At 37.6% G+C, this 21,380-nt stretch carries 25 protein-coding genes; 5 read left to right on the top strand and 20 right to left on the bottom strand.

All coding sequences use genetic code 11. From position 1 onward, the window contains the following. Complete coding sequence (locus CKV67_RS09465; RefSeq protein WP_014093184.1) at positions 1-816, top strand: STAS domain-containing protein; 816 nt, start codon at positions 1-3, stop codon at positions 814-816. A gap of 96 nt (positions 817-912) precedes the next feature. On the opposite strand, the gene CKV67_RS09470 is transcribed toward CKV67_RS09465, so the two are convergent. From CKV67_RS09470 to CKV67_RS09480, 3 genes are all read right to left on the bottom strand, one after another. Next, positions 913-1,821, bottom strand: a complete 909-nt coding sequence (locus tag CKV67_RS09470) for an RluA family pseudouridine synthase (protein WP_014093185.1) — start codon at positions 1,819-1,821, stop codon at positions 913-915. After that, positions 1,821-2,285 (bottom strand): signal peptidase II, encoded by a 465-nt coding sequence (gene lspA / locus CKV67_RS09475; RefSeq protein WP_014093186.1) that lies wholly within the window; start codon positions 2,283-2,285, stop codon positions 1,821-1,823. The genes CKV67_RS09470 and lspA overlap by 1 nt, the downstream gene beginning before the upstream one ends. A gap of 78 nt (positions 2,286-2,363) precedes the next feature. After that, the gene (locus CKV67_RS09480; RefSeq protein WP_014093187.1) at positions 2,364-3,647 is read right to left on the bottom strand and encodes an NCS2 family permease; all 1,284 of its coding nucleotides are present in this window, start codon (positions 3,645-3,647) and stop codon (positions 2,364-2,366) included. A gap of 171 nt (positions 3,648-3,818) precedes the next feature. Here CKV67_RS09480 and CKV67_RS09485 point away from each other — a divergent pair, with 171 nt between their 5' ends. Then, positions 3,819-5,162, top strand: a complete 1,344-nt coding sequence (locus CKV67_RS09485; RefSeq protein WP_014093188.1) for an MATE family efflux transporter — start codon at positions 3,819-3,821, stop codon at positions 5,160-5,162. 37 nt (positions 5,163-5,199) lie between these two features. Here the strand turns inward: CKV67_RS09485 and CKV67_RS09490 are convergent, their stop codons facing one another. The 17 genes from CKV67_RS09490 to CKV67_RS09570 all read right to left on the bottom strand — a co-directional run bounded on the left by CKV67_RS09490 (position 5,200) and on the right by CKV67_RS09570 (position 18,974). Further along, a complete protein-coding gene (locus CKV67_RS09490; protein ID WP_025280003.1) occupies positions 5,200-6,129 on the bottom strand; it encodes a metal ABC transporter substrate-binding protein in 930 nt (309 codons plus the stop codon). Beyond that, the gene (locus CKV67_RS09495) at positions 6,126-6,968 is read right to left on the bottom strand and encodes a metal ABC transporter permease (RefSeq protein ID WP_014093190.1); all 843 of its coding nucleotides are present in this window, start codon (positions 6,966-6,968) and stop codon (positions 6,126-6,128) included. Before CKV67_RS09495 ends, CKV67_RS09490 begins: the two co-directional genes overlap by 4 nt. Before the next feature lie 2 nt (positions 6,969-6,970). Beyond that, on the bottom strand, positions 6,971-7,687 hold the full coding sequence (locus CKV67_RS09500; RefSeq protein WP_014093191.1) for a metal ABC transporter ATP-binding protein: 717 nt from the start codon (positions 7,685-7,687) through the stop codon (positions 6,971-6,973). Positions 7,688-7,845: 158 nt separating this feature from the next. Beyond that, positions 7,846-8,262, bottom strand: a complete 417-nt coding sequence (locus CKV67_RS09505; protein ID WP_014093192.1) for a MarR family winged helix-turn-helix transcriptional regulator — start codon at positions 8,260-8,262, stop codon at positions 7,846-7,848. 35 nt (positions 8,263-8,297) lie between these two features. Then, positions 8,298-9,791, bottom strand: a complete 1,494-nt coding sequence (locus CKV67_RS09510; protein ID WP_014093193.1) for a lmo1851 family serine protease — start codon at positions 9,789-9,791, stop codon at positions 8,298-8,300. 155 nt (positions 9,792-9,946) lie between these two features. Next, positions 9,947-10,153 carry a CopZ family metallochaperone gene (locus CKV67_RS09515; RefSeq protein ID WP_014093194.1) on the bottom strand — a complete coding sequence of 69 codons (207 nt, stop codon included), beginning with the start codon at positions 10,151-10,153 and terminating at the stop codon, positions 9,947-9,949. 15 nt (positions 10,154-10,168) lie between these two features. Beyond that, on the bottom strand, positions 10,169-12,379 hold the full coding sequence (locus tag CKV67_RS09520; protein WP_025280004.1) for a heavy metal translocating P-type ATPase: 2,211 nt from the start codon (positions 12,377-12,379) through the stop codon (positions 10,169-10,171). A 12-nt stretch (positions 12,380-12,391) separates the two neighbouring features. Continuing rightward, a complete protein-coding gene (gene csoR / locus CKV67_RS09525) occupies positions 12,392-12,685 on the bottom strand; it encodes a copper-sensing transcriptional repressor CsoR (protein ID WP_003729496.1) in 294 nt (97 codons plus the stop codon). A 124-nt stretch (positions 12,686-12,809) separates the two neighbouring features. Beyond that, positions 12,810-13,637, bottom strand: a complete 828-nt coding sequence (locus tag CKV67_RS09530; protein WP_014093196.1) for a M15 family metallopeptidase — start codon at positions 13,635-13,637, stop codon at positions 12,810-12,812. Between the two features lie 54 nt (positions 13,638-13,691). Next, positions 13,692-14,393, bottom strand: a complete 702-nt coding sequence (deoD, locus tag CKV67_RS09535) for a purine-nucleoside phosphorylase (RefSeq protein ID WP_014093197.1) — start codon at positions 14,391-14,393, stop codon at positions 13,692-13,694. Positions 14,394-14,405: 12 nt separating this feature from the next. After that, a complete protein-coding gene (locus tag CKV67_RS09540) occupies positions 14,406-14,639 on the bottom strand; it encodes a YozE family protein (protein WP_003720177.1) in 234 nt (77 codons plus the stop codon). Positions 14,640-14,701: 62 nt separating this feature from the next. After that, complete coding sequence (locus CKV67_RS09545) at positions 14,702-15,607, bottom strand: Gfo/Idh/MocA family protein (RefSeq protein WP_014093198.1); 906 nt, start codon at positions 15,605-15,607, stop codon at positions 14,702-14,704. An 84-nt stretch (positions 15,608-15,691) separates the two neighbouring features. After that, on the bottom strand, positions 15,692-16,129 hold the full coding sequence (gene msrB, locus CKV67_RS09550; protein WP_014093199.1) for a peptide-methionine (R)-S-oxide reductase MsrB: 438 nt from the start codon (positions 16,127-16,129) through the stop codon (positions 15,692-15,694). A gap of 6 nt (positions 16,130-16,135) precedes the next feature. Then, positions 16,136-16,669 carry a peptide-methionine (S)-S-oxide reductase MsrA gene (msrA, locus tag CKV67_RS09555; protein WP_014093200.1) on the bottom strand — a complete coding sequence of 178 codons (534 nt, stop codon included), beginning with the start codon at positions 16,667-16,669 and terminating at the stop codon, positions 16,136-16,138. Positions 16,670-16,705: 36 nt separating this feature from the next. Beyond that, positions 16,706-17,320 (bottom strand): YpmS family protein, encoded by a 615-nt coding sequence (locus tag CKV67_RS09560; protein ID WP_014093201.1) that lies wholly within the window; start codon positions 17,318-17,320, stop codon positions 16,706-16,708. 15 nt (positions 17,321-17,335) lie between these two features. Further along, positions 17,336-18,121, bottom strand: coding sequence for an SGNH/GDSL hydrolase family protein (locus CKV67_RS09565; protein WP_014093202.1), 786 nt, complete (start codon positions 18,119-18,121; stop codon positions 17,336-17,338). Positions 18,122-18,134: 13 nt separating this feature from the next. Beyond that, positions 18,135-18,974: a DegV family protein gene (locus CKV67_RS09570; RefSeq protein WP_014093203.1), complete on the bottom strand. Its 840-nt coding sequence runs from the start codon at positions 18,972-18,974 to the stop codon at positions 18,135-18,137. A 183-nt stretch (positions 18,975-19,157) separates the two neighbouring features. On the opposite strand from CKV67_RS09570, the gene trhA reads away from it, so the two are divergent. The 3 genes from trhA (at position 19,158) to CKV67_RS09585 (ending at position 21,363) form a co-directional block, all read left to right on the top strand. Next, positions 19,158-19,790 (top strand): PAQR family membrane homeostasis protein TrhA, encoded by a 633-nt coding sequence (trhA, locus tag CKV67_RS09575; protein ID WP_025280005.1) that lies wholly within the window; start codon positions 19,158-19,160, stop codon positions 19,788-19,790. A 118-nt stretch (positions 19,791-19,908) separates the two neighbouring features. After that, positions 19,909-20,538, top strand: a complete 630-nt coding sequence (locus CKV67_RS09580; protein WP_025280006.1) for a transcriptional regulator CcpN — start codon at positions 19,909-19,911, stop codon at positions 20,536-20,538. A gap of 12 nt (positions 20,539-20,550) precedes the next feature. Beyond that, the gene (locus CKV67_RS09585; protein WP_014093206.1) at positions 20,551-21,363 is read left to right on the top strand and encodes a pyruvate, water dikinase regulatory protein; all 813 of its coding nucleotides are present in this window, start codon (positions 20,551-20,553) and stop codon (positions 21,361-21,363) included. Positions 21,364-21,380 lie beyond the last annotated feature (17 nt).

Genomic DNA, 21,380 nt, shown 5'->3' on the forward strand with positions numbered 1-21,380 from the left:
ATGACCATTTTAAATCACTTATTGGAACAGAGAGAAACTATTGTTGAAGAATGGCAAGCATATTACGTTTCAGTAGATGACCCTTATATTTTCACGCTAGAAAGTAATAGTCGTCTTACAGATGAGACACGACTTGTTTTAGAAAATCTATTCATCGGGATGACCGAAAATCAGGAAAAAATGAACCGTTTCGCAAACAGTCTGGGTAGCGCACAATTTATCACCACACTCGGGATTTCGCACATTTTATTCCATATTCGTTTATTAGAAAAATTCATTCTAGACTACGTGCAAAGAACCAATTCTACTAGTCTCCATTATCAAGAATTATATGAGTTCACCGTGTCACTTCACCAAAATTTTAGCAGCTTCACACAACATTTAATAGAGGGATATACATTTGCAACAGAACAAACGATGCAACAAAAAGAAAATCAATTAATTAAAAATTCTACCAGATTAATTTGGTTAGCCGAATTTGTTTTTCTTTTACCATTAATTGGGGAAATAACGGATGATCGCGCCAAACAAATTGTGAAAACAGCGCTACAAGAGGTTTGCACCCAGCCAATAAAATACTTAATTCTTGATTTATCCGGCATGCAATTAGAATCGCAAAACATTGGCGAATACATCCATCAATTCTTCTCCTCCTTAAAACTAGTTGGTGTAACTCCGATTGTCACAGGGATTAGACCAGAGACTGCTAAACTGATGGTACAAACCAATTTAACAGACCACAAAAACATTAAGACCTTCTCCACTTTGCGTCAAGCAACTAAATTTTTATTAAAAGAAAAAGAAGCAAAGAAGTAGGGATTTTGTAACGCCTTGCAAATTAGAGATTGGGAAAGCCGCCTATTCAAAAGACAAAAAACGCATTTTCTAATAAAAAAATGCGTTTTTTAACTATTAATCTTCTTGACGTAATGTCTTTAAAACTTTTTCAAACGAACTTGGAAGTGGCGCTTCAAAAGTCATCCGTTCGCCTGTTGTCGGATGGTCGAATCCCAGTTTGGCTGCATGAAGAAATTGTCCGTTGCCTTTTAGGGTATTTTTAGGTCCGTATTTTGGGTCTCCTGCAAGTGGATGGCCAATATACTTCAAATGAACACGAATCTGGTGCGTGCGACCTGTATCAAGTTTACAATTAATTAGCGTGTACCCTTCTAAGCGTTCGATTACCTCAAAATGCGTTCTTGCTTCTTTGCCGTCACGAACAACCGCCATTTTTTGACGATCTTCTTTTGCGCGGCCGATTGGAGCTTCAATAGTTCCCTTTTGATGGACAATATCACCATGAACAAGTGCGATATATTCTCTATCAGATGTTTTGTCTTTTAATTGTTTTGCAAGTGATTCATGGGCATGGTCATTTTTAGCAACCATAAGTAAGCCAGAGGTATCTTTATCAATTCGGTGTACAATTCCTGGTCTGATTTTACCATTAATTCCAGATAAATCTTTACAATGAAAAAGAAGTGCATTCACCAGCGTTCCACTCGCATGCCCGGCTGATGGGTGAACAACCATTCCTTCTGGCTTATTCACAACAAGCATATCTTTGTCTTCATAGTAAATATCTAGCGGAATATCTTCAGCAAGCACTTCTAACGTTTCTGGTTCACGCACCTCTAAATGGATTTCGTCGCCAACTTGTACTTTATAATTTGGTTTCGCTATCTCACCATTTACGGTAATATCTCCACTTTTCAGCATTATTTGAATAGCGGAACGGCTCTTTCCAGTGAGTTCAGCAACTGCTTTATCAATTCGTTCACGAGCATTTTTCTCTTCTATAATCAGTGTTTCACTTTGCATTATTTAATTCCTTTCGTTTTGCGGTCGTCTACAAAAACATACACGAGCATTAGTACGACACCAATTGAGAGCGAAGCATCTGCCACATTGAAAATCGGGAAATAATAATTACCCCATACGGTTTGAACAAAATCTACTACTTCTTGATGCAAGATTCGGTCGATAAAATTACCAATCGCACCACCTAAAACAAACGCTAAACTAACAGAAAATAGTCGTTTTCCTTTGGCATATTTTTGCATAATATAAATAATAATTCCAATAACAATAACAGTAATAAGATAGAAAAACCACATATGCCCTTCTAAAATACTCCAAGCGGCTCCGTTATTACGGTAACTTGTCCAGTATAAGAATCCAGGAATAACTTCTATTTTTTGGCCAATTTCCATGTTTTGAACAACAATCCATTTAGTCAATTGATCTAGCGCAATAACAGCTAGGGTGATTAGATAATAATACATACTTATGAGCCCTCATTTCACATCAGTTAGATAAAAGTATGCGCTCTCCCGTAAAAACAGCAAGAGCGCCATACTTCTTTATTGTATGATAAATTGAAGCAAAAATAAAGCTGCAATCACATACATGACTGGTGATGTACGTTCCTCTTTCTTCGTAAAAGCACGGAGAATTGGATACGCAATAAAACCAGCTGCAATTCCGTCTGCAATACTATACGTAAATGGGATCAGCACAATAATAAGTAGTGCCGAAAAAGTTTCTGCCGCATTCGATAAATCCATTTCTTTAAATTCTTGAAGCATCGACATCCCAATCACAATTAAAATTGGAGCAATCGCGCTATTTGGAATAAAAGATAGCACTGGCATTAAGAAAAGCGATGCGATGAAGAAAATTCCGGTCGTAACAGTTGCGAGACCAGTTTTCGCTCCACTAGCAAACATAGAACCACTTTCGAGTGCCGAAATAGTTGGACTTGTGCCAAATAATCCAGATAAGAAAGCTGTTACAGAGCTTGCTTTTAAAATGCGTGGTAATTTTTCGGTTTGTTTCAGTTGTCTTACTTGTCCATTTGTAAGCCCTACTGTTTCAAACACAATAACCATCGTCATCGTAAAAACTGCACTCCAAAAACTAATACTCGCCATTCCGGAAAAATCAGCTTGGAACAACACATCGCTCCAAGGTGCCACACTTATCGTCGTCGCACTTGTCGTATTTGTGATGCCAAAAATGACACCCACTAACGTTCCAATTATTAAACTCCATAAGAAAGCGCCAGGGATTTTACGAATAACTAGAATCATCGTTAATAAAAGCGTCACAAGGGTTGCTAAAACGAACGGGTCATGAATATTACCAAGTGCGATAATACCATGCTTTCCACGGGTGACAATTTCGCCTTTTTCAAGCCCGAGAAAGATTAAGAATAATCCTAACCCAACCGTAATTGCTTGCTTCAAAATAAGCGGGATTGCTTGATTTAGTTTTCCTGCAAGTGGTGTAAATGCAAGAATCATAAATAGTAACCCACTCATCGTGACAGCAGCAAGCGCCACCTGCCAACTTAGTCCCATTCCGCCTACAAGGTTATACGCAAAAAGCGCATTAATCCCCATACCAGGCATTAGAATAAGTGGTGCATTGGACCAAAATCCCATTATCAAACAACCTACCGCCGAGATAAAAATCGTCGCTAGTACCGCTCCTTGATAAGGAACTCCAGCTTCAGCTAAAATCGAGCTATTGACGACAATGATGTATGCCACCGTAAAAAAGCCAATCATACCAGCCAAAAATTCTGTCCGGATATTGGTTTTATGCTCGTTCAGCCGAAAAACTTTGTTGAAAAATTTCTGCATACTTTTTCCTCATTATGAAATTGTCCCTCTCCCAACCCGCAGAGTATTGCCCCTGCCACAGACCTTCATTATAACAAAGATAGCAGTTATGCGAAAGTAAAAGTTTTCGTTTCACCGCCGTAAATACGATTTTATGCTATAATTTGGAGTGATGTGAAAGGAGATGATTATTTGCAACAAACAGCAACTTACCTAGCAAAATGGAAACAGTTTTTAATCATTTTCTCACCAATTGTGATTACGCAGCTGACACTGTTTTCCATGACCTTTTTTGATACCACAATGAGTGGAAATTATTCTAATCAGGCGCTTGCCGGTGTAGCAATTGGGAGTTCTTTTTGGGCGCCAATTAATGCCGCTTTTTCAGGTTTACTAATGGCGATCACACCGATTGTGGCGCAATTAATTGGCGCAAAGAAAGAGAAAGAAGTTAAAAACACGGTGCATAACGGACTTTATATCGCGATTATTTTAGCTATTATCTTAATTCTTATTAATTTCTTAGTAGTTCCGACGCTATTAACGCATATGCCTGTAACAGCGGAAGTGGCAACTATTGCTCGCCATTTCTTAAATGGAATTTGTATTGGAATTCCTGCTTTTTTTATTTCTGCGATATTGCGGTCGTTTATTGATTCACTAGGGCTTACAAGAGTGACCATGTTCATTACTCTTTGTACGGTGCCGTTTAATATCTTTTTGAATTATTGTTTTATTTTTGGGAACTTCGGATTTCCTGAAATGGGTGGAGCTGGTAGTGGATATGCGACCGGTATTACGTATTGGTTAGTCGTTTTGGTTAGTATTATTCTGATTCAAACACAAACTCGGTTACGCAAGTTCGGTATATTTAAAGGATTTACAGTCATCCAGTTTTCCAAAATAAAAGAAATTATCGGGATTGGTGTTCCGAATGCTTTAACGATTTTATTTGAAACGGGCATTTTCTCTGCTGTAACAATTTTTATGGGTGCATTTGGTACAGAAACCATTGCGGCGCACCAATCTGCTAATAGTGTTTGTACGCTCCTTTATGCTTTTCCACTTAGTGTAGCTTCTACTCTAACAATTCTCGGTGGTTACGAAACTGGCGCCAAACGTTTAAAAGATGCCAAGCAATATCGCCATATTGGGATGACCGCTGCGATTTTAATTGGTTGCATTAATGGAGCGGTATTATTTTTCTTCCGAAACACTATTGCGGGTTTTTATACTAATGATCCACGACTAAGTGATTTAATTATGCAATTTCTTGTGTATGCCATCTTATTCCAATTTGCTGATGCTGTGTTGTCTCCTGTTCTCGGAGCGCTACGTGGTTATAAAGATGTCGCCGTTACATCGGTTGTTGCTTTTATTTCTTACTGGATAATTGGGCTTCCGGTTGGATACGCGCTATCTTTTACAAATTTAGGACCTTTTGGCTACTGGATTGGTTTAAGTACCGGCTTGTTCGTTGCCGCAATTATTTTATCAATTCGTGTTCGGAAAACAGAAAGAAAATTAGCCTTATAATAAAGGAAGGCAGAGATTTAAAAGTCTCTGTCTTCCTTTATTTTGCAAGTCCATCATGAATTTCATCTAAATTGTAACGCATCATCTCTAAATACGTGTCGCCTACCTCGCCTTTTTTGGCAGTGGAATCAGTGAATATTTTCGCGAAGATTGGTACACCGGTTTCTTTAGACACACTTTCCATACTTCTAGGATCCACACTTGTTTCGACAAATAAATTTGGCACATGTTCGTTTTCCACGATGCCAACTATTTGTTTCATTTGCTCAGGGGTCCCTTGGCTTTCTGTGTTAATTTCCCAAATATAAGCAGCTTTCAAACCATACCTAGCAGCAAAATATTTAAATGCCCCCTCACTCGTTACTAAAGTTTTTTGATTTTCTGGTAAATCTGCAAACTTTTGTTTCGCTTCTTTGTCCAGATTTTCTAGTTTTGTGATGTATTTTTTTGCATGTTCTTTATAATAATCAGCATTGTCTGGATCTGCTTTAATCAGCGCATCTCGGACATTTTCTGTATAAATAATCCCATTATGAAGGTCTAACCATGCATGAGGATCTGTTTCTGATGTTTTGCCTTTCTCCGTTAAGTATTTTGGTTTCACACCTTTACTTAACTCTATCACTTGATCTTTATCCTCTCGTGATTTGTCTGCTGTTTCTAACATCCGATCAAACCAGCCATTCCCCGTTTCCAAATTCAAACCGTTATAAAAAATCAAATCGGCGTCAGCAGCGCTTTGAATATTTGCAGGTAGTGGGTCATATTCATGTGGATCTACGCCCACTGGCACAATACTATGCAATTCAATTTTTTCTCCACCAACATTTTTGACGATATCTGCTAAAATCGAATAGGTCGCAACCACATTTAATTTTCCATCCTTGACCGTTTCTTTATTTCCTGAACTACATCCTGCAAGCACCACTACTAGCATAACTAATGCTGCAAAAATCAGCTTTTTCATTCGACAACCTCCTTCTTTTTCGAAAATAATAATCCTTGTTTTGGCGCAAATAAAAAGGCAATAAAGAACAAAGTAGTTGCGACTAGAACCATCGCAGCTCCTGAAGCTAAGTTGAAAATATAGCTAAAGTACAAACCAATAATCGCACTCATTGCACCAAATGAGGAGGCGAGAATAATCATTTTAGATAGCTTGTTTGTAAGTAGATACGCGGTCGCAGCTGGTGTAATTAACATCGCTACAACGAGAATAATCCCAACCGTTTGCAAAGCAGAAACGGTTACCAAAGTCAGTAGTAGCATCAAGAAATAATGCAAGAATCTCACATTTAGTCCGTATGCTTCCGCCATCACAGGATCAAACGAACTAACTAAAAACTCTTTATAAAATAGTGCTACGAGAGAAATAACGATAATCGCAATCACAATGGTCATCCACATATCTGAACTACGAACAGCAAGTACATTCCCGAATAAAATATGGTATAAATCGGTACTACTTTTCGCAAAAGAAATTAAAATAATACCAAGCGCAAAAAATGCACTAAAGACAATTCCGATGGCCGTATCATTTTTAATGCGGCTTTTCTGATTAACAAAACCAATTCCAAGTGCGGCAGCAATTCCAAAAGTCGCCGCACCAATAAAGAAATTCATCCCTAGCATATACGATATCGCTACCCCGGGTAGAACTGCATGAGAAATCGCATCTCCCATTAATGACATCCCTCGCAAAATAATGAAACTACCAATTACACCGGAAACAATTCCCACTGTTACAGATGTAATCAGCGCCTTTTGTAAAAAACTATATTGCATTAACCCTTCTAAAAACAGCATTTTTAAACTCCTTTTGCAAATGTTAAATCACCATAAGCATATTTTATTTTGTCTTCTGTAAATGTTAGTTCCACTGGACCATGTGCGATTAGTTTTTTATTAAGTAAAATAATATCATCAAAATAAGCAGCTACTTTATGGAAATCATGGTGGACAACGACAATCGTTTTTCCGTTATCTCTTAATTTTTTTAATAACTGCATAATTAACGCTTCACTCGTCATATCAATCCCAGCAAAAGGTTCATCTAAAAAGAAAATTTCTGCATGTTGTGCTAAAGCTCTGGCAATAAAAACACGTTGCAATTGCCCACCAGAAAGTTCGCCAATTTGTCGCTTCTGAAAAGCAGTCATTTCCACTTGTTCTAGCGCGTCTAACGCCAGTTGTTTTTCTTTTTTTCCTGGGCGTTTAATTAACCCAAGTGCCGGATACGTTCCGAGTATAACCATATCTAAAACTGTAATTGGAAAAGTTAAATCCACTTCGCTTCTTTGCGGAACATAAGCGATGCGTTTCCGCCAAAAAGCAAGTGGCTTTCCATCTAACGTTACTTGACCATTTTCACGTGGAATTAATCCCATCATCCCTTTTAGTAAGGTAGATTTTCCAGCTCCATTTGGACCGACGATACCAGTTAGTTTGCCTGATGCTATTTGAAGCGATACATGATCAATCGCCACTTTTTGTTTATAGCTTATCGTTAAATCTTGAATATTCATTTCTACCACCCTTTTCCCACAAGACTAAATTTTAATCGAAGCTAAAAATGTTTCCTTAAAGCAACTTTAATTAGAAGTATAACGAAGATTCCTTTAGTTGTAAAGTAAAAAATCCATAAAAAACCCGTAGTCTATAAAAACTACGGGATGCGACTATTTTATTGGTTGGCGCCATCTGCTAATTTCTTTAGTAGTTGACGAAATTCAGCTTGTTCTTGTTCGGAAAAAACCGCAAATCGTTTGACAATCATTTCTTTTTTCTTTTTGTCGATTTCATTTACGAATGCTTCTGCTTCAGGTGTTAGTCGAAGCTCAATAATTCGTCTATCTACTTCTGAGCGGTGGCGCGTAATGAACGCTTCTTCTACTAACGTGTCGGTAATTGCAGTAATGTGACTAGCTGAAACATCAAGCGTTTTCGCTAAATCGGAAGTTTTCGTGAGACCGCTAGAAATCAAACTTAACACACGATATTCACTTCCACTTAATCGCTTATCCAAAACGGCTTCTACTTCATGTCGAAAGCTATTAAAAATCCGTTTAATTAACGTTTCAATTTCCAAATATGTTTCCATTTAGCTACCTCCTGTTTTTAAAAAAAGTTATCAGCTTACTTCACCAAGGCTTTTGCTTTTTGTAATTGAGGATCGGTTTCTTTTAAATGTTTTCGCGTTAATTCGACTAATTTATCGGTTGTCACGCCTGTCATAACTCCAGTTACATCTAATTTGTTGGCAGTTTGGAATCGTTCTACTGCATATTTAGTATCTGTATCATATAAGCCGTCTACTTTACCAACATTATAATCAAGTGCTTTTAGTAATGTTTCAATCGTTTTGACATCATCACCAAAATCTCCCTCTTGATAAACTTTCGAGGATGAAGGTATAGTCATCGTTGCATATCCTGGCATTTTAACTGCTTCATCCGGTGTAATTCCTTTTTCATGAATCCATTCACCATCTGGAGTTAGCCATTTAGCGATGGTAAGTTTTAGCGTTGACTCATCTGATAAAGTCGTAGCAGTTTGAACAGTTCCTTTTCCAAATGATTTTGTGCCGACAAGTTTAATCCCACCAGATTCCTTCGCTGCTGCAGCAAGGATTTCAGATGCACTTGCACTTCCACCATCAATAAGCATAGTAGTTGGCACTTTGACTTTGTATCCTTCATGGGGGCTACTATCCGCCTTGATTGCTGTTTTTTCACCAGCTTTATCTTGTTCTTGAACGACGATTTTGCCATCAGGAACAAACAAGCTAGCGATGGAAACTGCTTGGTCTAATAAACCACCAGGATTTCCTCGCAAATCAATAACAAGACCTTTCATTCCATCTTTTTCAAGTGATTTAAGTGCTTCTTCTAATTCATCATAAGTTGTCTCAGAGAAAGTACTAATGGTCACGTGCGCGATTTTATCTTTCCCCATTTCTTTGTACACTGTTTCGATTGGGATTTCATCACGAGTGATTGTCACGTCAAATGGTTTATCTTCACTTGCACGTTGAATAGTCAACGTTACTTTAGTTCCTTTTTCGCCGCGTATTTTTTGTGTTGCTTCTGTTGCAGTATCCCCTTTTAGCGATTTACCATCCACTTTTGTAATCACATCTTGTGGTTGTAAGCCAGCTTTTTCTGCCGGAGAATTCTTGATAGGCGAAACAATCGTAATCGCTCCGTCTTTTTCTTGAATCTCTGCTCCAATCCCTTCAAAGCTTGAAGAAATCGTATCATTAAATTCACTGGATTCTTTTTTCGACATAAAACTAGAATACGGATCATCTAACGAATTTACCATACCAGTTATTGCTCCATCAACTAATTTAGTAGAATCGGTATCTTTATAGTACTTGGAAGTGATTTCGTCATAAACATCATATAATTTCGTAAATTCTTTTCGTTCTGGAATCGTTACTTTTACTTGTTTATCATCGCCTAAAGATGTAACGATAGTCGTAACTAATGCGGTAACAAATACAAACGCAAATAATAGCATGATAAAAGGGAATAATTTCATTCTTACGTAACCATTGCCTGGTCCTTGCTTTTCCTCTTTGTCTTGTTCTACTTTGTCTTCTTCATTTTGTTGTGGAGGTTGTTCCATCTTTTGTTCACCACTTTCTATGTAAAATGTGGTTACAGTGAGCACATTTTATTTAACTCATTTATTTTACCAGTTTTCCTTCCATTTTGGTACCTTTTTTTCGCACATCACAAAAAAGAGGGACTCATCACTGAATCCCCTCTTAACTTACTATGTTATGCTACTTCATATCCTGCTTCTTCCACTGCATCAATCAACGTATCTTCTTCCACTTGTCCGCTTTTAAATTCTACAGTGGCTGTTCCTTCTTCTAGAGATACTTTAGCGTTTGTGACACCTGCTACTTCTTCTAATGCTTTTGTTACTCTTACCTCGCAGTGTCCACAGGTCATTCCTTCAATTTTTAAAGTTAGTTTTTCCATTTTTTCTTCCTCCGATTATTTAAATTTATATCTTTTTAATCGTAAAGCATTTGTTACAACAGAAACGGAGCTAAATGCCATTGCGAGCCCTGCTACCCAAGGAGCTAATAAGCCAAGTGCAGCAATTGGAATCCCTGCACAGTTATATGCCAGTGCCCAGAAAAAGTTTTGACGAATATTGCGCATTGTCGCTCTGGAAAGTTCTACTGTTTCAGGAATAAGCGTTAAGCGGTGGCTGACTAATGTAACGTCACCTGTTTCGATTGCAATATCGGTACCTGTCCCGATACTAATTCCGATATCACTTGCAGCAAGGGCTGGTGCATCATTAATTCCATCACCAACGAAAGCAACAATGTGACCTTCTTTTTGTAAATTTTCTACTAAGCTACTTTTATCATTTGGTAGCTGCTCCGCGAAGAACATGTCCGTTCCTAAATCTTTGGCCATATTTTCTACAACAACAGACTGATCACCGGAACAAATCGCGGTTTTTATACCTTGTGCTTGTAGTTTTTGAATGGCTTCTTTTGCTTCTGGACGTTTCGTATCTGATAAAGCAAGCGCTCCTGCATATACCCCGTCAATCGCCATTGCAACAACGGTTTTTCCAGCTTGCATCCAGCTTGCAATTAGAGCGTCTTCTTCTGCCCGAATGGTTGTAAGCGAAGAAATATACCGATAAGCTCCCAGTTCGATTTTTTGTTCATTTAATTTCCCTGTCATCCCGTGACCCGCTTTTGCACGAATTTTGCCTTGTTGAATCGTTGAAGTATCGATATTTTCTGTTTCAAGCATTTGAATAATCGCTTTGGCAATCGGATGTTCGGATTGTTGTTCCATTAAAAATAAATAGGGGAAAAATTGATCATGTGCTGCTTTTTTATCACTTACTTCTAATTTTCCTTCTGTTAAAGTTCCTGTTTTATCAAAAACAACCATATCTACTTTAGAAGTGCGTTCTAAATGTTCCCCACCCTTAAATAATATCCCACTTTCGGCTCCTTTACCAGTACCTGCCATGATAGCAGTTGGTGTCGCTAGACCCAGTGCACAGGGACAGGCGATAACTAATACGGCAATTGCAGCTTCAAGTGAACCATCTACGGTTCCGGTGATAATATACCAAATAATAAACGTAACCGCAGCAATTCCAAGTACAATTGGTACGAAGATTCCTGAAATTCTATCTGCTAAACGTTGAATCGGTGCCTTAATTCCTTGTGCTTCTTCTACTAGTCGGATAATGGATTCTAATACCGTTTCTTCCATCCGTTTGGTGATTTTTGCTTGAAAGGCTCCATCAAAGTTGATTGTTGCGCCGATAACTGAATCGCCTGGTTTTTTTTCGACTGGAACTGGTTCTCCGGTAATCATCGCTTCATCAATACTCGTTTCCCCGGAAATAATTTCCGCATCCATTGGAACTTTTTCTCCGGGGCGAACGAAAATAATGTCACCAATTTTGAGAGAATCTACTGGAACTAACCATTCTTTTCCTTCCCGGATAACCGTAGCTTCTTTTGCTTGTAACTCAAGTAAGCCAGCAATTGATTCTGTAGTTCTAGAAGTGGCATAAGACTCGAGTAGTTTCCCAAGTAAAATTAGCGTAATTAATACCGCACTTGTTTCAAAATAATAATGTGGCATAATGCTAGGATCAATCATATGGCGAATATATTCTACCACACTATAAAAGTATGCTGCCGAAGTTCCAAGTGCAACTAATACATCCATATTCGCGCTTTTACCTCGTAATGCTTTATAAGCGCCATCATAAAACCGCCAACCAATATAAAATTGAACGATAGTAGCTAAAACTAGTTGAATTGTTGGCGTAATCCAATTACCAATAGCTTCTGCAAAAGCCATGTCATGAATGTAAGGAATATGTGTTACCATCGTCAATAAAAGTGGTAATGACAGGATAGCTGAAAGGATGAAGCGTCTCACTTCTTTTTGGAAATTTTTCTCAAGTACTTTATCTTTTTCTTCTTTCGACATTTTTTCAGCTGCATCATAACCAGCATGTTTGACGACTTTAATGAGTTCTTCTGGGGTTGTCACTTCTGGATCATAATACACTGCCGCATTTTCAGTCACTAAATTCACGTTGGCTTTTTCAACGCCTTCTGCTTTATTTAACGATTTTTCGATTCTCGTTGAACAAGCAGCACAAGTCATCCCAAATACATTTAAATCTTGTCTAATATATTTCTCCTCCATTTGAACTCCCCCTCACGTTTTAGAAAATTGACGAATGGCTTTCAGTAAATCCTCCATTACGTCATCTTCCCCATTTTTTGCTGCATCGACAACACAGTGTGCTGTATGATGTTCTAATACTTGTAATCCAACATTTTTTAGCGCTTTATTTGCTGCAGAAATTTGCACTAAAATATCTGTACAATATCTATCATCCTCGACCATTTGAGCAATGCCTCGAATTTGTCCTTCGATACGTCGCAAACGATTTTGAAGTAATTTCGTTTCTTCTTCTTTTCGTGGAACAATCGGTTGATCATGTTTCATTTTTTCTCCTCCTTTATTTCTACAATTAACACTATACCCCCCAAAGGTATATTTTGCAAAGAATTAATTTTGAATGCCACTAAAAAACCATAAACAATGAAATGTTTATGGTCTGAAAAGCTTGTTATTTAGCAGCATCTACTTTCTTTTGTAGTGCTTTTACATGATTGAAAAATTCTTCTAATGTCCAATCATTTTCATAAATAATCGTTGCGGCATCTTTTCCAACATAACGATAATGCCAAGATTCATATTGATACTTAGTAATATCTTCGCGACCTTTCATATAACGAAGAATAAAGCCATAATTGTGGGCATTTTCTTGTAACCATTTGCCCTCAGGTGTATTTCCAAAAGCATCCGTTAATTCGTATGACTGACTTTCAGAAGAGATATCCATGGCAAGACCTGTTTGGTGTTCGCTTGTTCCTGGATAGGCTACTGCTTCTCTCGCTTTTGCGTCACCTTTGGAATTCACTTCTGCTTGAAACACTTCTTGCTGGCGTTTGTAAGAGCGATAGCCTGATACAGCAAAAAGTTTATAGCCATTATCATTTGCCGCTTGGAACATCTCTTCTAGTGCCGTTCCAGCTTCTTTTCGCATTTGGGCTTTTTCTATCTTTTCATCACCAAACGAGAAAGTTACATTAGGTCGAACTAAATCTGGGGGGGTATATGTTGGTTGCAAGGAATAGTCTTTGTTGGCAAGCACAAGCATGTTTTCCTCGTTTTCGATATATTGAATACCATTTTTTTCAACCAATTTATTTTGTTTATCAATATAGGGATAAAGTGGATCTTTCTCTAGTTCATCTAATGTGTTGCTTCCGCTAGCTGTTTTTTGATTCACTTCTGCAACTGGCTCTGCATTTTGCCCGCCGAAATACTGATCTTCCACTGTATGAACACAACTAAGGCTAACGGCTAAAGCAATCGTTAATAAAGAACTCATATATGTTTATCAACCTTCCTATGAACTTTAAGATATTTCTAGTTTGTCATCATATTATTTGATAGCAGCTTCCAGAGCTACAACAATCATATCATTAAAAGTCGTTTGGCGCTCTTCAGCAGATGTTTCTTCTCCGGTGAAAATATGATCGCTTACAGTTAAAATGGCCAATGCACGACGGCCATATTTTTGTGCTAACGTATAAAGTGCTGCTGCTTCCATTTCAATTCCTAGCACACCGTAGTCTGCTAGTTGCTCTTTGTCTAACTGATCATTGTAAAAACGATCCGCAGAAAAAACGTTTCCTACTTTAAGTGATAATCCTTTTTCCACTCCAGCATCATACGCTTTTTTCAACAAGGAGAAATCGGCTACTGGCGCAAAATCCACACCGTTAAATGTATTGCGATTAATTTGTGAATCGGTGGAAGCTGCTTGCGCGATAACGACATCACGGACTTTCACATCTGCTTGAATTCCACCCATTGTCCCAACTCGAATTAAATTTTTCACATCGTAGCTTTGGATTAATTCATTCACATAAATAGAAATCGATGGAATTCCCATACCTGTACCCATAACGGAAACTTTTTTGCCTTTATATGTACCTGTATAACCGAGCATCCCTCTCACTTGGTTAAATAAAACAACATCTTCTAAGAAAGTTTCCGCAATGTATTTCGCTCGCAGTGGATCTCCTGGCAACAAAATCGTTTCTGCAATTTCACCTTGTTTTGCTTCAATATGTACGCTCATACTTTTTTCCTCCTAGTGTTTGTTTTTCTCTTCATCTAGCAAATATGCATCCCATAGTTCGTCGAAAATCGACATCCCCGGCAAATAAGGCGCATTAAACTCCAAGTAATCACAAAGAATATGGTAATTTCTTGTTTGCTTTGGAAAACTATGATCTCGGTATGCATTGTTGGCAAATTCCGTTTTCTGATCTGTTAGTTTCGGATCCCGATATGTCATTAAAAAATGATAAAATGATCTTCCCAACGTACAACACACTCCGCTCTTTTTATGCTTTAACTATAGTTGATTTCTTGAAAAAAATAAAGCTAATTTTCTAGTTGGCGTAAAATTTCTTCTGCAAGTCGATGTGTTTCTAAAGCATCTTCTTCAGAAATCGGTGCATTCGCGCCACTACGAACTGCATTTAAAAAGGCATGAATAATTGGCGTAAATCCTCTTTTATGAAGGGTGGTTTCCCAGTCTCCAAATCGCTCAAATCGTTCTGTTGTACCTTCATAAATATGTGTTTCCGTTACATTTTCCACTTCATATTTACCACTTGGCGTCATTACCGCAAGACGTTCTTCATTTACACCACTGTCCCGATTCATAATCGCTGTAGCCACTTTATCTCCCGCTGTAATTTGTACTGTCACACTAGCTAGCAGTTCGTTTTGCCAAACTGGAAAAACATTTAATTGATTGATTTTCGTATCTAATAAATAACGTATCGTATCCAGCACATGAATGAAATCATCATAGATAAAAGTTCGAGGCACACCAGGCTGAGCTACACGATTCTTTTGCATGACAATCATATTTGTATCCTTCAGAGTTTTTAATTCTTGATATTTGGGTGCATAGCGACGATTAAATCCTGTCATTAGCATCGTATTTTGTGCTTTTGCGAGCTTCGTTAATTCCTCCACCTCTTCTAAATTATCAGCAATTGGTTTGTCTACATAAACAGGAATTTGATGGGATAAAAATGCTCGAATAACTTCTGGATGGCTTTTAGTAGCCGAGTGTACAAATGCTGCGCTCACTCCCGAAGCGATCATCGACTCTAAACTTTGATGATAATGATCAAAACGGTACTTTTCACTTAAATGTTTTAATTTTTGAGCATCTCGCGTATAAAGATGTACTTCAACATTTTCCATTTCTGCAAAAACAGGTAAATAGGCTTTTTGTGCAATCCCGCCAAGCCCTATAACCGCGATTTTCAACATGACATTCGCTCCTTTTCAGATAACAATGCCAGAGAATGATTTCGCTTGACGCTTATACGAATTTCATTTTCTGGCATCGGTTGTTTATTCAAAGATTTGTTTATATGCTTGATAGCCTTCTTCTTCTAATTTATCTACGGGTATAAACTTAAGTGCCGCTGAATTTATGCAGTAACGAAGTCCGCCCTTATCTGCCGGTCCATCTGAAAAAACATGACCTAAATGCGAATCAGCTTCTACTGATTTGACTTCGGTACGAATCATGCCATGTGTCCGATCTTTGTTCTCGATTATTTCCTGCTCATCAATCGGCTTTGTAAAACTAGGCCAACCACAACCAGCGTCATACTGGTCCTTCGAGGAAAATAACGGCTTGCCAGAAACAATGTCCACATAAATTCCTTCCGCCTCATTATCATAAAATTCGTTTTTGAATGGGTGTTCCGTTCCAGCTTTTTGGGTTACGTTATATTGCAAATCTGTTAGTTGTTTTAGTCGTTCGTTTTTTTGCTTTTCATCCATTCGACTTCATCCTTTCCAGTTCGCATCAATAAACGCCGCACGTCCAGAAGCGACTTGGTAGCCTTCGTAATGTGCTTTTTCTTTTTTGTAGAAATCTTGATGATATTCTTCTGCCGGGTAAAAAATTTCGGCTTTAGCAATTTGGGTTACTATTGGTTTTTTGAATCTGCCGCTAGCATCAAGTGCCGCTTTTGACTTTTCAGCAATCTCTTTTTGTTTCTCATTATGATAAAAAATGACTGGCCGATAAGAATCTCCTCGATCAACGAATTGACCAGCTGCATCTGTTGGATCTGTTTGTTGCCAATATACTTCGACTAATTTCTCATAAGGAAAAATCGCCGGGTCAAAGGTGATTTCGATTGCTTCCGTGTGTCCTGTCGTTCCGGAACATACTTCTTTATAGGTTGGATTTACAGTATGTCCACCTGTATAACCTGAAACAACTTTCTCAATTCCTGGTTGTGTATCAAAAGGTTTTACCATACACCAAAAGCATCCTCCAGCAAATGTTGCTTTTTCAAGTGATTCTTTTGTCATAAAAATGCCCCCTAATTAGGATTCCACCAGTTTATTTTAGTTAACTGGTACTAAGAGTGTAAACGAAATATCATCTTTCTTCAAATCAAGTGTATCAACACGAACTTTTGTATCGCCTTTTAGTTTTAGTTTATCTAAAGCAAGGTAAATCTTTTCTTTTTTCGGGATAATAGTTACCCAATCAGGAAATTGATAATTTTTACTTACATAGTTCATCACATAGGATACAGGTAGCGGCAACGCACCTACTGACATATCTTTTAACGTTAGTTCGACATTGCCATCATCTACTACTTTTGGTGAAAATTTCAAATGTAATTCGACTGGTTGATCAAAAATTTTCGCTTCCGCTGTAAAGTTAACATTATTAGCAACAAATACTTTGTAACCAATGTCTTGATCTTTACTGAAATCATCAATATAGGTACTAATTAATTGGTTTAAATCAGATTTCGTTGTACTCGTCTGAAATTCTACGGATGTTTTATTGCTAATAAGTTCCGGAGTAGGTTCTGTTTGTGGACTTACAATAAAAACGGCTGTATAAATCCACCCTGCACAAATAACAATTAAACTTATTAATATAATGCATGTCCATTTCCAGTAATTGCGTTTTGGTTTCTTTGGGGTCGATCGTGTTTCTTTCGGCACGATTTTAACACCTTTCTATTTGGGAATGTTGCCTTCGTTTAATTGCTTAACGATTGCTTTGTCTAACTCTACACTCATTTTTTCGTAGCCTTGATGATTAGGATGGAAATAATCATCTGATAATAATGGATTCGGTTTGTCTTGATTTGCTTTATCTCGATTTTCGAGTGTTTTAGCAATCGGAACAAAATACATATTGGTTTGTTTTTGAACGGTTTTCTTCGAGGCATCATTCCAGTCAGCAATCACTTCATCAAATTGTTTAATATCACTGAAATAAGTTGTATATGGATTATAAATACCCATTAAGAAAATCGCTGCATCTTTGTTATAAGAACGAATGTCTGTTATTAGTTTTTCGAGTTCTTGTTGAAACGTCTTATTCGCTTTTGTAAAGTCAGCTACATCCACTTCTAAAAGACGCGATTGCAAAATAGCCATGACATCATTTCCGCCAATGGTAATCGTGATGACATTCGCATTTTTGACGTCTTGTTGAAAGGCCTTATTCGTTTCTAAGCGCTTTTCTAGTTGCGTTATTTTGTTACCAGAGACACCGTAGTTACTTGTATCGACACTTGGGACATTAGGTTGTTCTTCTAATTTATCCGGAATAATACCAACATATCCACCATTTTTCTCCTCATCACCAACACCTTCTGTTAATGAATCACCCATCGCAACTAGTTTTATTGGCACTTCTTTTGATTCTTGATAATATTTGATACTAAAAACTGCGCCAACGAAAAGCGCGATTACGAGCACGCTCCCAGTAAGCCACAGCCATTTTTTCTTTGTCATATGAATCACTCACTTAGTCAGTATAGTACATAAATGCAAACGCGCCAGCTCCAGTATGTGTGGAGATAACTGGGTCTGCGAAGAATAACGGAATTTCGGTTAATCCAGTTATTTCTTTGGTTTCCGAGATAAACTCATCTGCTAAATTAACTCCATTGGCATGAACGACGTCTAAGTGTTGGATTTTTTTCGGTTCATCTTTAATTAAATTAAGACAATATTGAAGTACTTTCTTATTACTACGAACTTTGGTTTCTTCTTCTAATTGGCCATCTGTCAGTTTTGCGATTAATTTAATATTTAAAAGGCTACCGAAGAAACCTTGCATTCTACCAACACGTCCGCCTTTAATCAAATTATCGAGCGTTACGACAACGATATAAAGTTTTGTTTTCTCTTTAATATCATTGATTTTAGCATGAATTTCTTCTACGGAATAATCCCCTGACTGCGCCATTTCTGCTGCCGCTAAAACTTGGAACGCTTGTCCTCGTGCAGTATAATCACAATCTACTACTGTAATATTTCCTTCAACCATATCAGCTGCTTGGCGAGCGGCATTCACCGTTCCACTTAGCTTTTCTGTTAAGTGAATGGAAAGAATTTCATACCCCTCCGCCGTATATTTTTCATAAGCTTCTACAAAAGAACCAATTGCTGGCTGAGAAGATTTCGGTAACTCTTTTGTTTCAGCCATCCGAACCATAAATTCTTCTGGTGTAATATCCGTTTTCGGATTGTATACTTTCCCGTCGATTTCAACAGTTAAATACAAAATATCAATATTCCATTTTTCTGCTTCTTCTTTCGTTAATCCAGCAGTTGAATCAGTGATAATTTTAATTTTCCTCATTTTTTAGCCACATCCAGTTTTACTTATTTTATTTCATTATAACATTCCCGGCGTCATACACAACTTATTAACTAGTTTTAAGAAAAGAGAAAGAAATTCTATTTATCTTTCTATTCTACATTTTTTAGCGTATGATAGTTTAATAGTGCACGATAAAAATTTGTAGAAAAGTATGGTGATAAAATGAATGTCACTTCTTATAATTGGAAAGAAGAACTTGCCAACGCGATTACGCACGGGGTTGGATTTATCCTCAGTATCCCGGCGCTCGTCTTACTTATCATATTCGCGGTTCAAAAAGATAATCCTCTTTATTTAACGAGTTTTTTAGTTTATGGTATCTCCTTGATGTTACTCTATGTTTGTTCTACTTTGCTGCATAGCTTTAAACCTTGCAAAGCTAGAACCGTTTTTAACATTATGGACCATGCCGCGATTTATGTGTTAATCGCTGGAAGTTATACTCCATTTGTTTTAATAACGATTCAAGGAACACTTGGTTGGACTCTGTTTGGTATCATTTGGGGGCTGGCTATCGCTGGGATTATTTATAAAATTTTTATGACTGGGAAATTAAAGCTATTATCTACAATTGTATACCTACTTATGGGATGGATGGTCATGTTCGCAATTAAACCTCTATACACCGGGCTCACTCCTGCTGGATTTTGGCTGTTAGCAACTGGCGGAATCATGTTTACAGTTGGTGCGATTTTTTATAGTATTCCTAGAGTCCCCTATATGCACGCGATTTGGCACTTGTTTGTTATTGCCGGAACAACTTTTATGTATTTCTGTATTTTATTTTATGTCTAAATAATTCATTTTAAGCCTTCTCAAATTTGAGGAGGTTTTTTATATAGTATGACATAATTAATGCTTGTTTTTAATTATGTCATACTATATAATGATTAGCATAACATATTAAAAGGATGTGATTCCCATCGAACTTTCACCGAGACAACACCAGATTGTTGCTTATGTGCGCGCCAATGAGCCAGCAACCGGAGATTCCATCGCTGCCCATTTAAAATTAACTCGAGCGACCATTCGTGCTGACTTATCTATTTTAACCATGACAGGAATTTTAGATGCTAGACCAAAAGTAGGCTATTTTTATTCTGGTCTGGAAACAAACCCGATTCACTTTGACGAAATTCGCCAGTTAAAAGTGGCAGATATTATGACGCAACCATTTTTCGCCAAAAAAGAAACAAGTGTATATGATGCAATTGTGATGCTGTTTATGGAGGATATTGGTAGCTTGTATGTCATTGATGAAGAAGAATTAGTTGGACTCGTCTCTAGAAAAGATTTGCTTAAAGGAGCACTTGCCGATGCAGATACGAAAGCAACACCTATTGCAACAATCATGACCCGCATGCCTAACATCGTTACCACCGGAAAACATGATACCGTCTTGCACGCTGCGGAACAACTAGTTTTCCATCAAATTGATTCCCTTCCAGTGCTTGAAGTAAAAGCCGGAAAAACAAAAGTAATTGGCAAAATTTCTAAAACACGCATTACCGCACTTTTTGTAGATACAATAAAAAAGGTTTAGTAGGAGGAAAATATGGAAAATCCGGTTATTATTTACGTTATTTCAGATGCTATCGGAGAGACTGCCCAACATATTATTCGTGCTGTAATAGCACAATTTTCACTTAAAAAGCCAGCTGAGATTCGTCGCCATGCTTTTATTCGTGATGAAAAAGCCTTACTCGAAACATTAGAAGAAGCTAAAGAAGCGGATGGGATTGTTGTCCAAACTTTAGTACAAGTTAAGTTAGCTGAATATGCGACTCATTTTTGTTCGAAACATCAAATCCCTAATATTGATTTATTACATACACTCACCTCAGCTGTAGAAGCAAAAACAGGATTAAAATCGAAACAAGACCCTGGTAACATGCGGCGGTTGGATAGTAATTATTTTGATCGTATTGCTGCCATTGAATTCGCTGTTAAATATGATGATTGCAAAGATTCAAGAGGTTTGCTAGATGCCGATATTGTGCTTGTCGGTGTATCAAGAACTAGTAAAACACCACTCAGTAGTTTTTTGGCCAATCAAAATTGGAAAGTCGCTAATGTCCCTCTTGTCCCAGAAATTCCTATTCCAGATGAACTTTTCCAGATACCCCAAGAACGAATTATCGGGCTTACTACTACTCCCGATAAGTTAGCACAAATTAGGAAAGTGCGTTTAAAATCAATTGGTTTAGATGAAACAAGTAGCTATTCCAGTGAAAAACGAATATTGGAAGAGTTAGAATACGGCTACGCTACTTTTAAAAAGCTTGGCTGCCAAGTTATCCATGTAGAAGATAAAGCTATCGAGGAAACTGCCGCCCTAATCACAGAAATTATCACAAGTTACCACTAATTAGAAGAGGTGAATAA

This window comes from Listeria ivanovii subsp. ivanovii (genome assembly GCF_900187025.1).
Taxonomy (GTDB): domain Bacteria; phylum Bacillota; class Bacilli; order Lactobacillales; family Listeriaceae; genus Listeria; species Listeria ivanovii.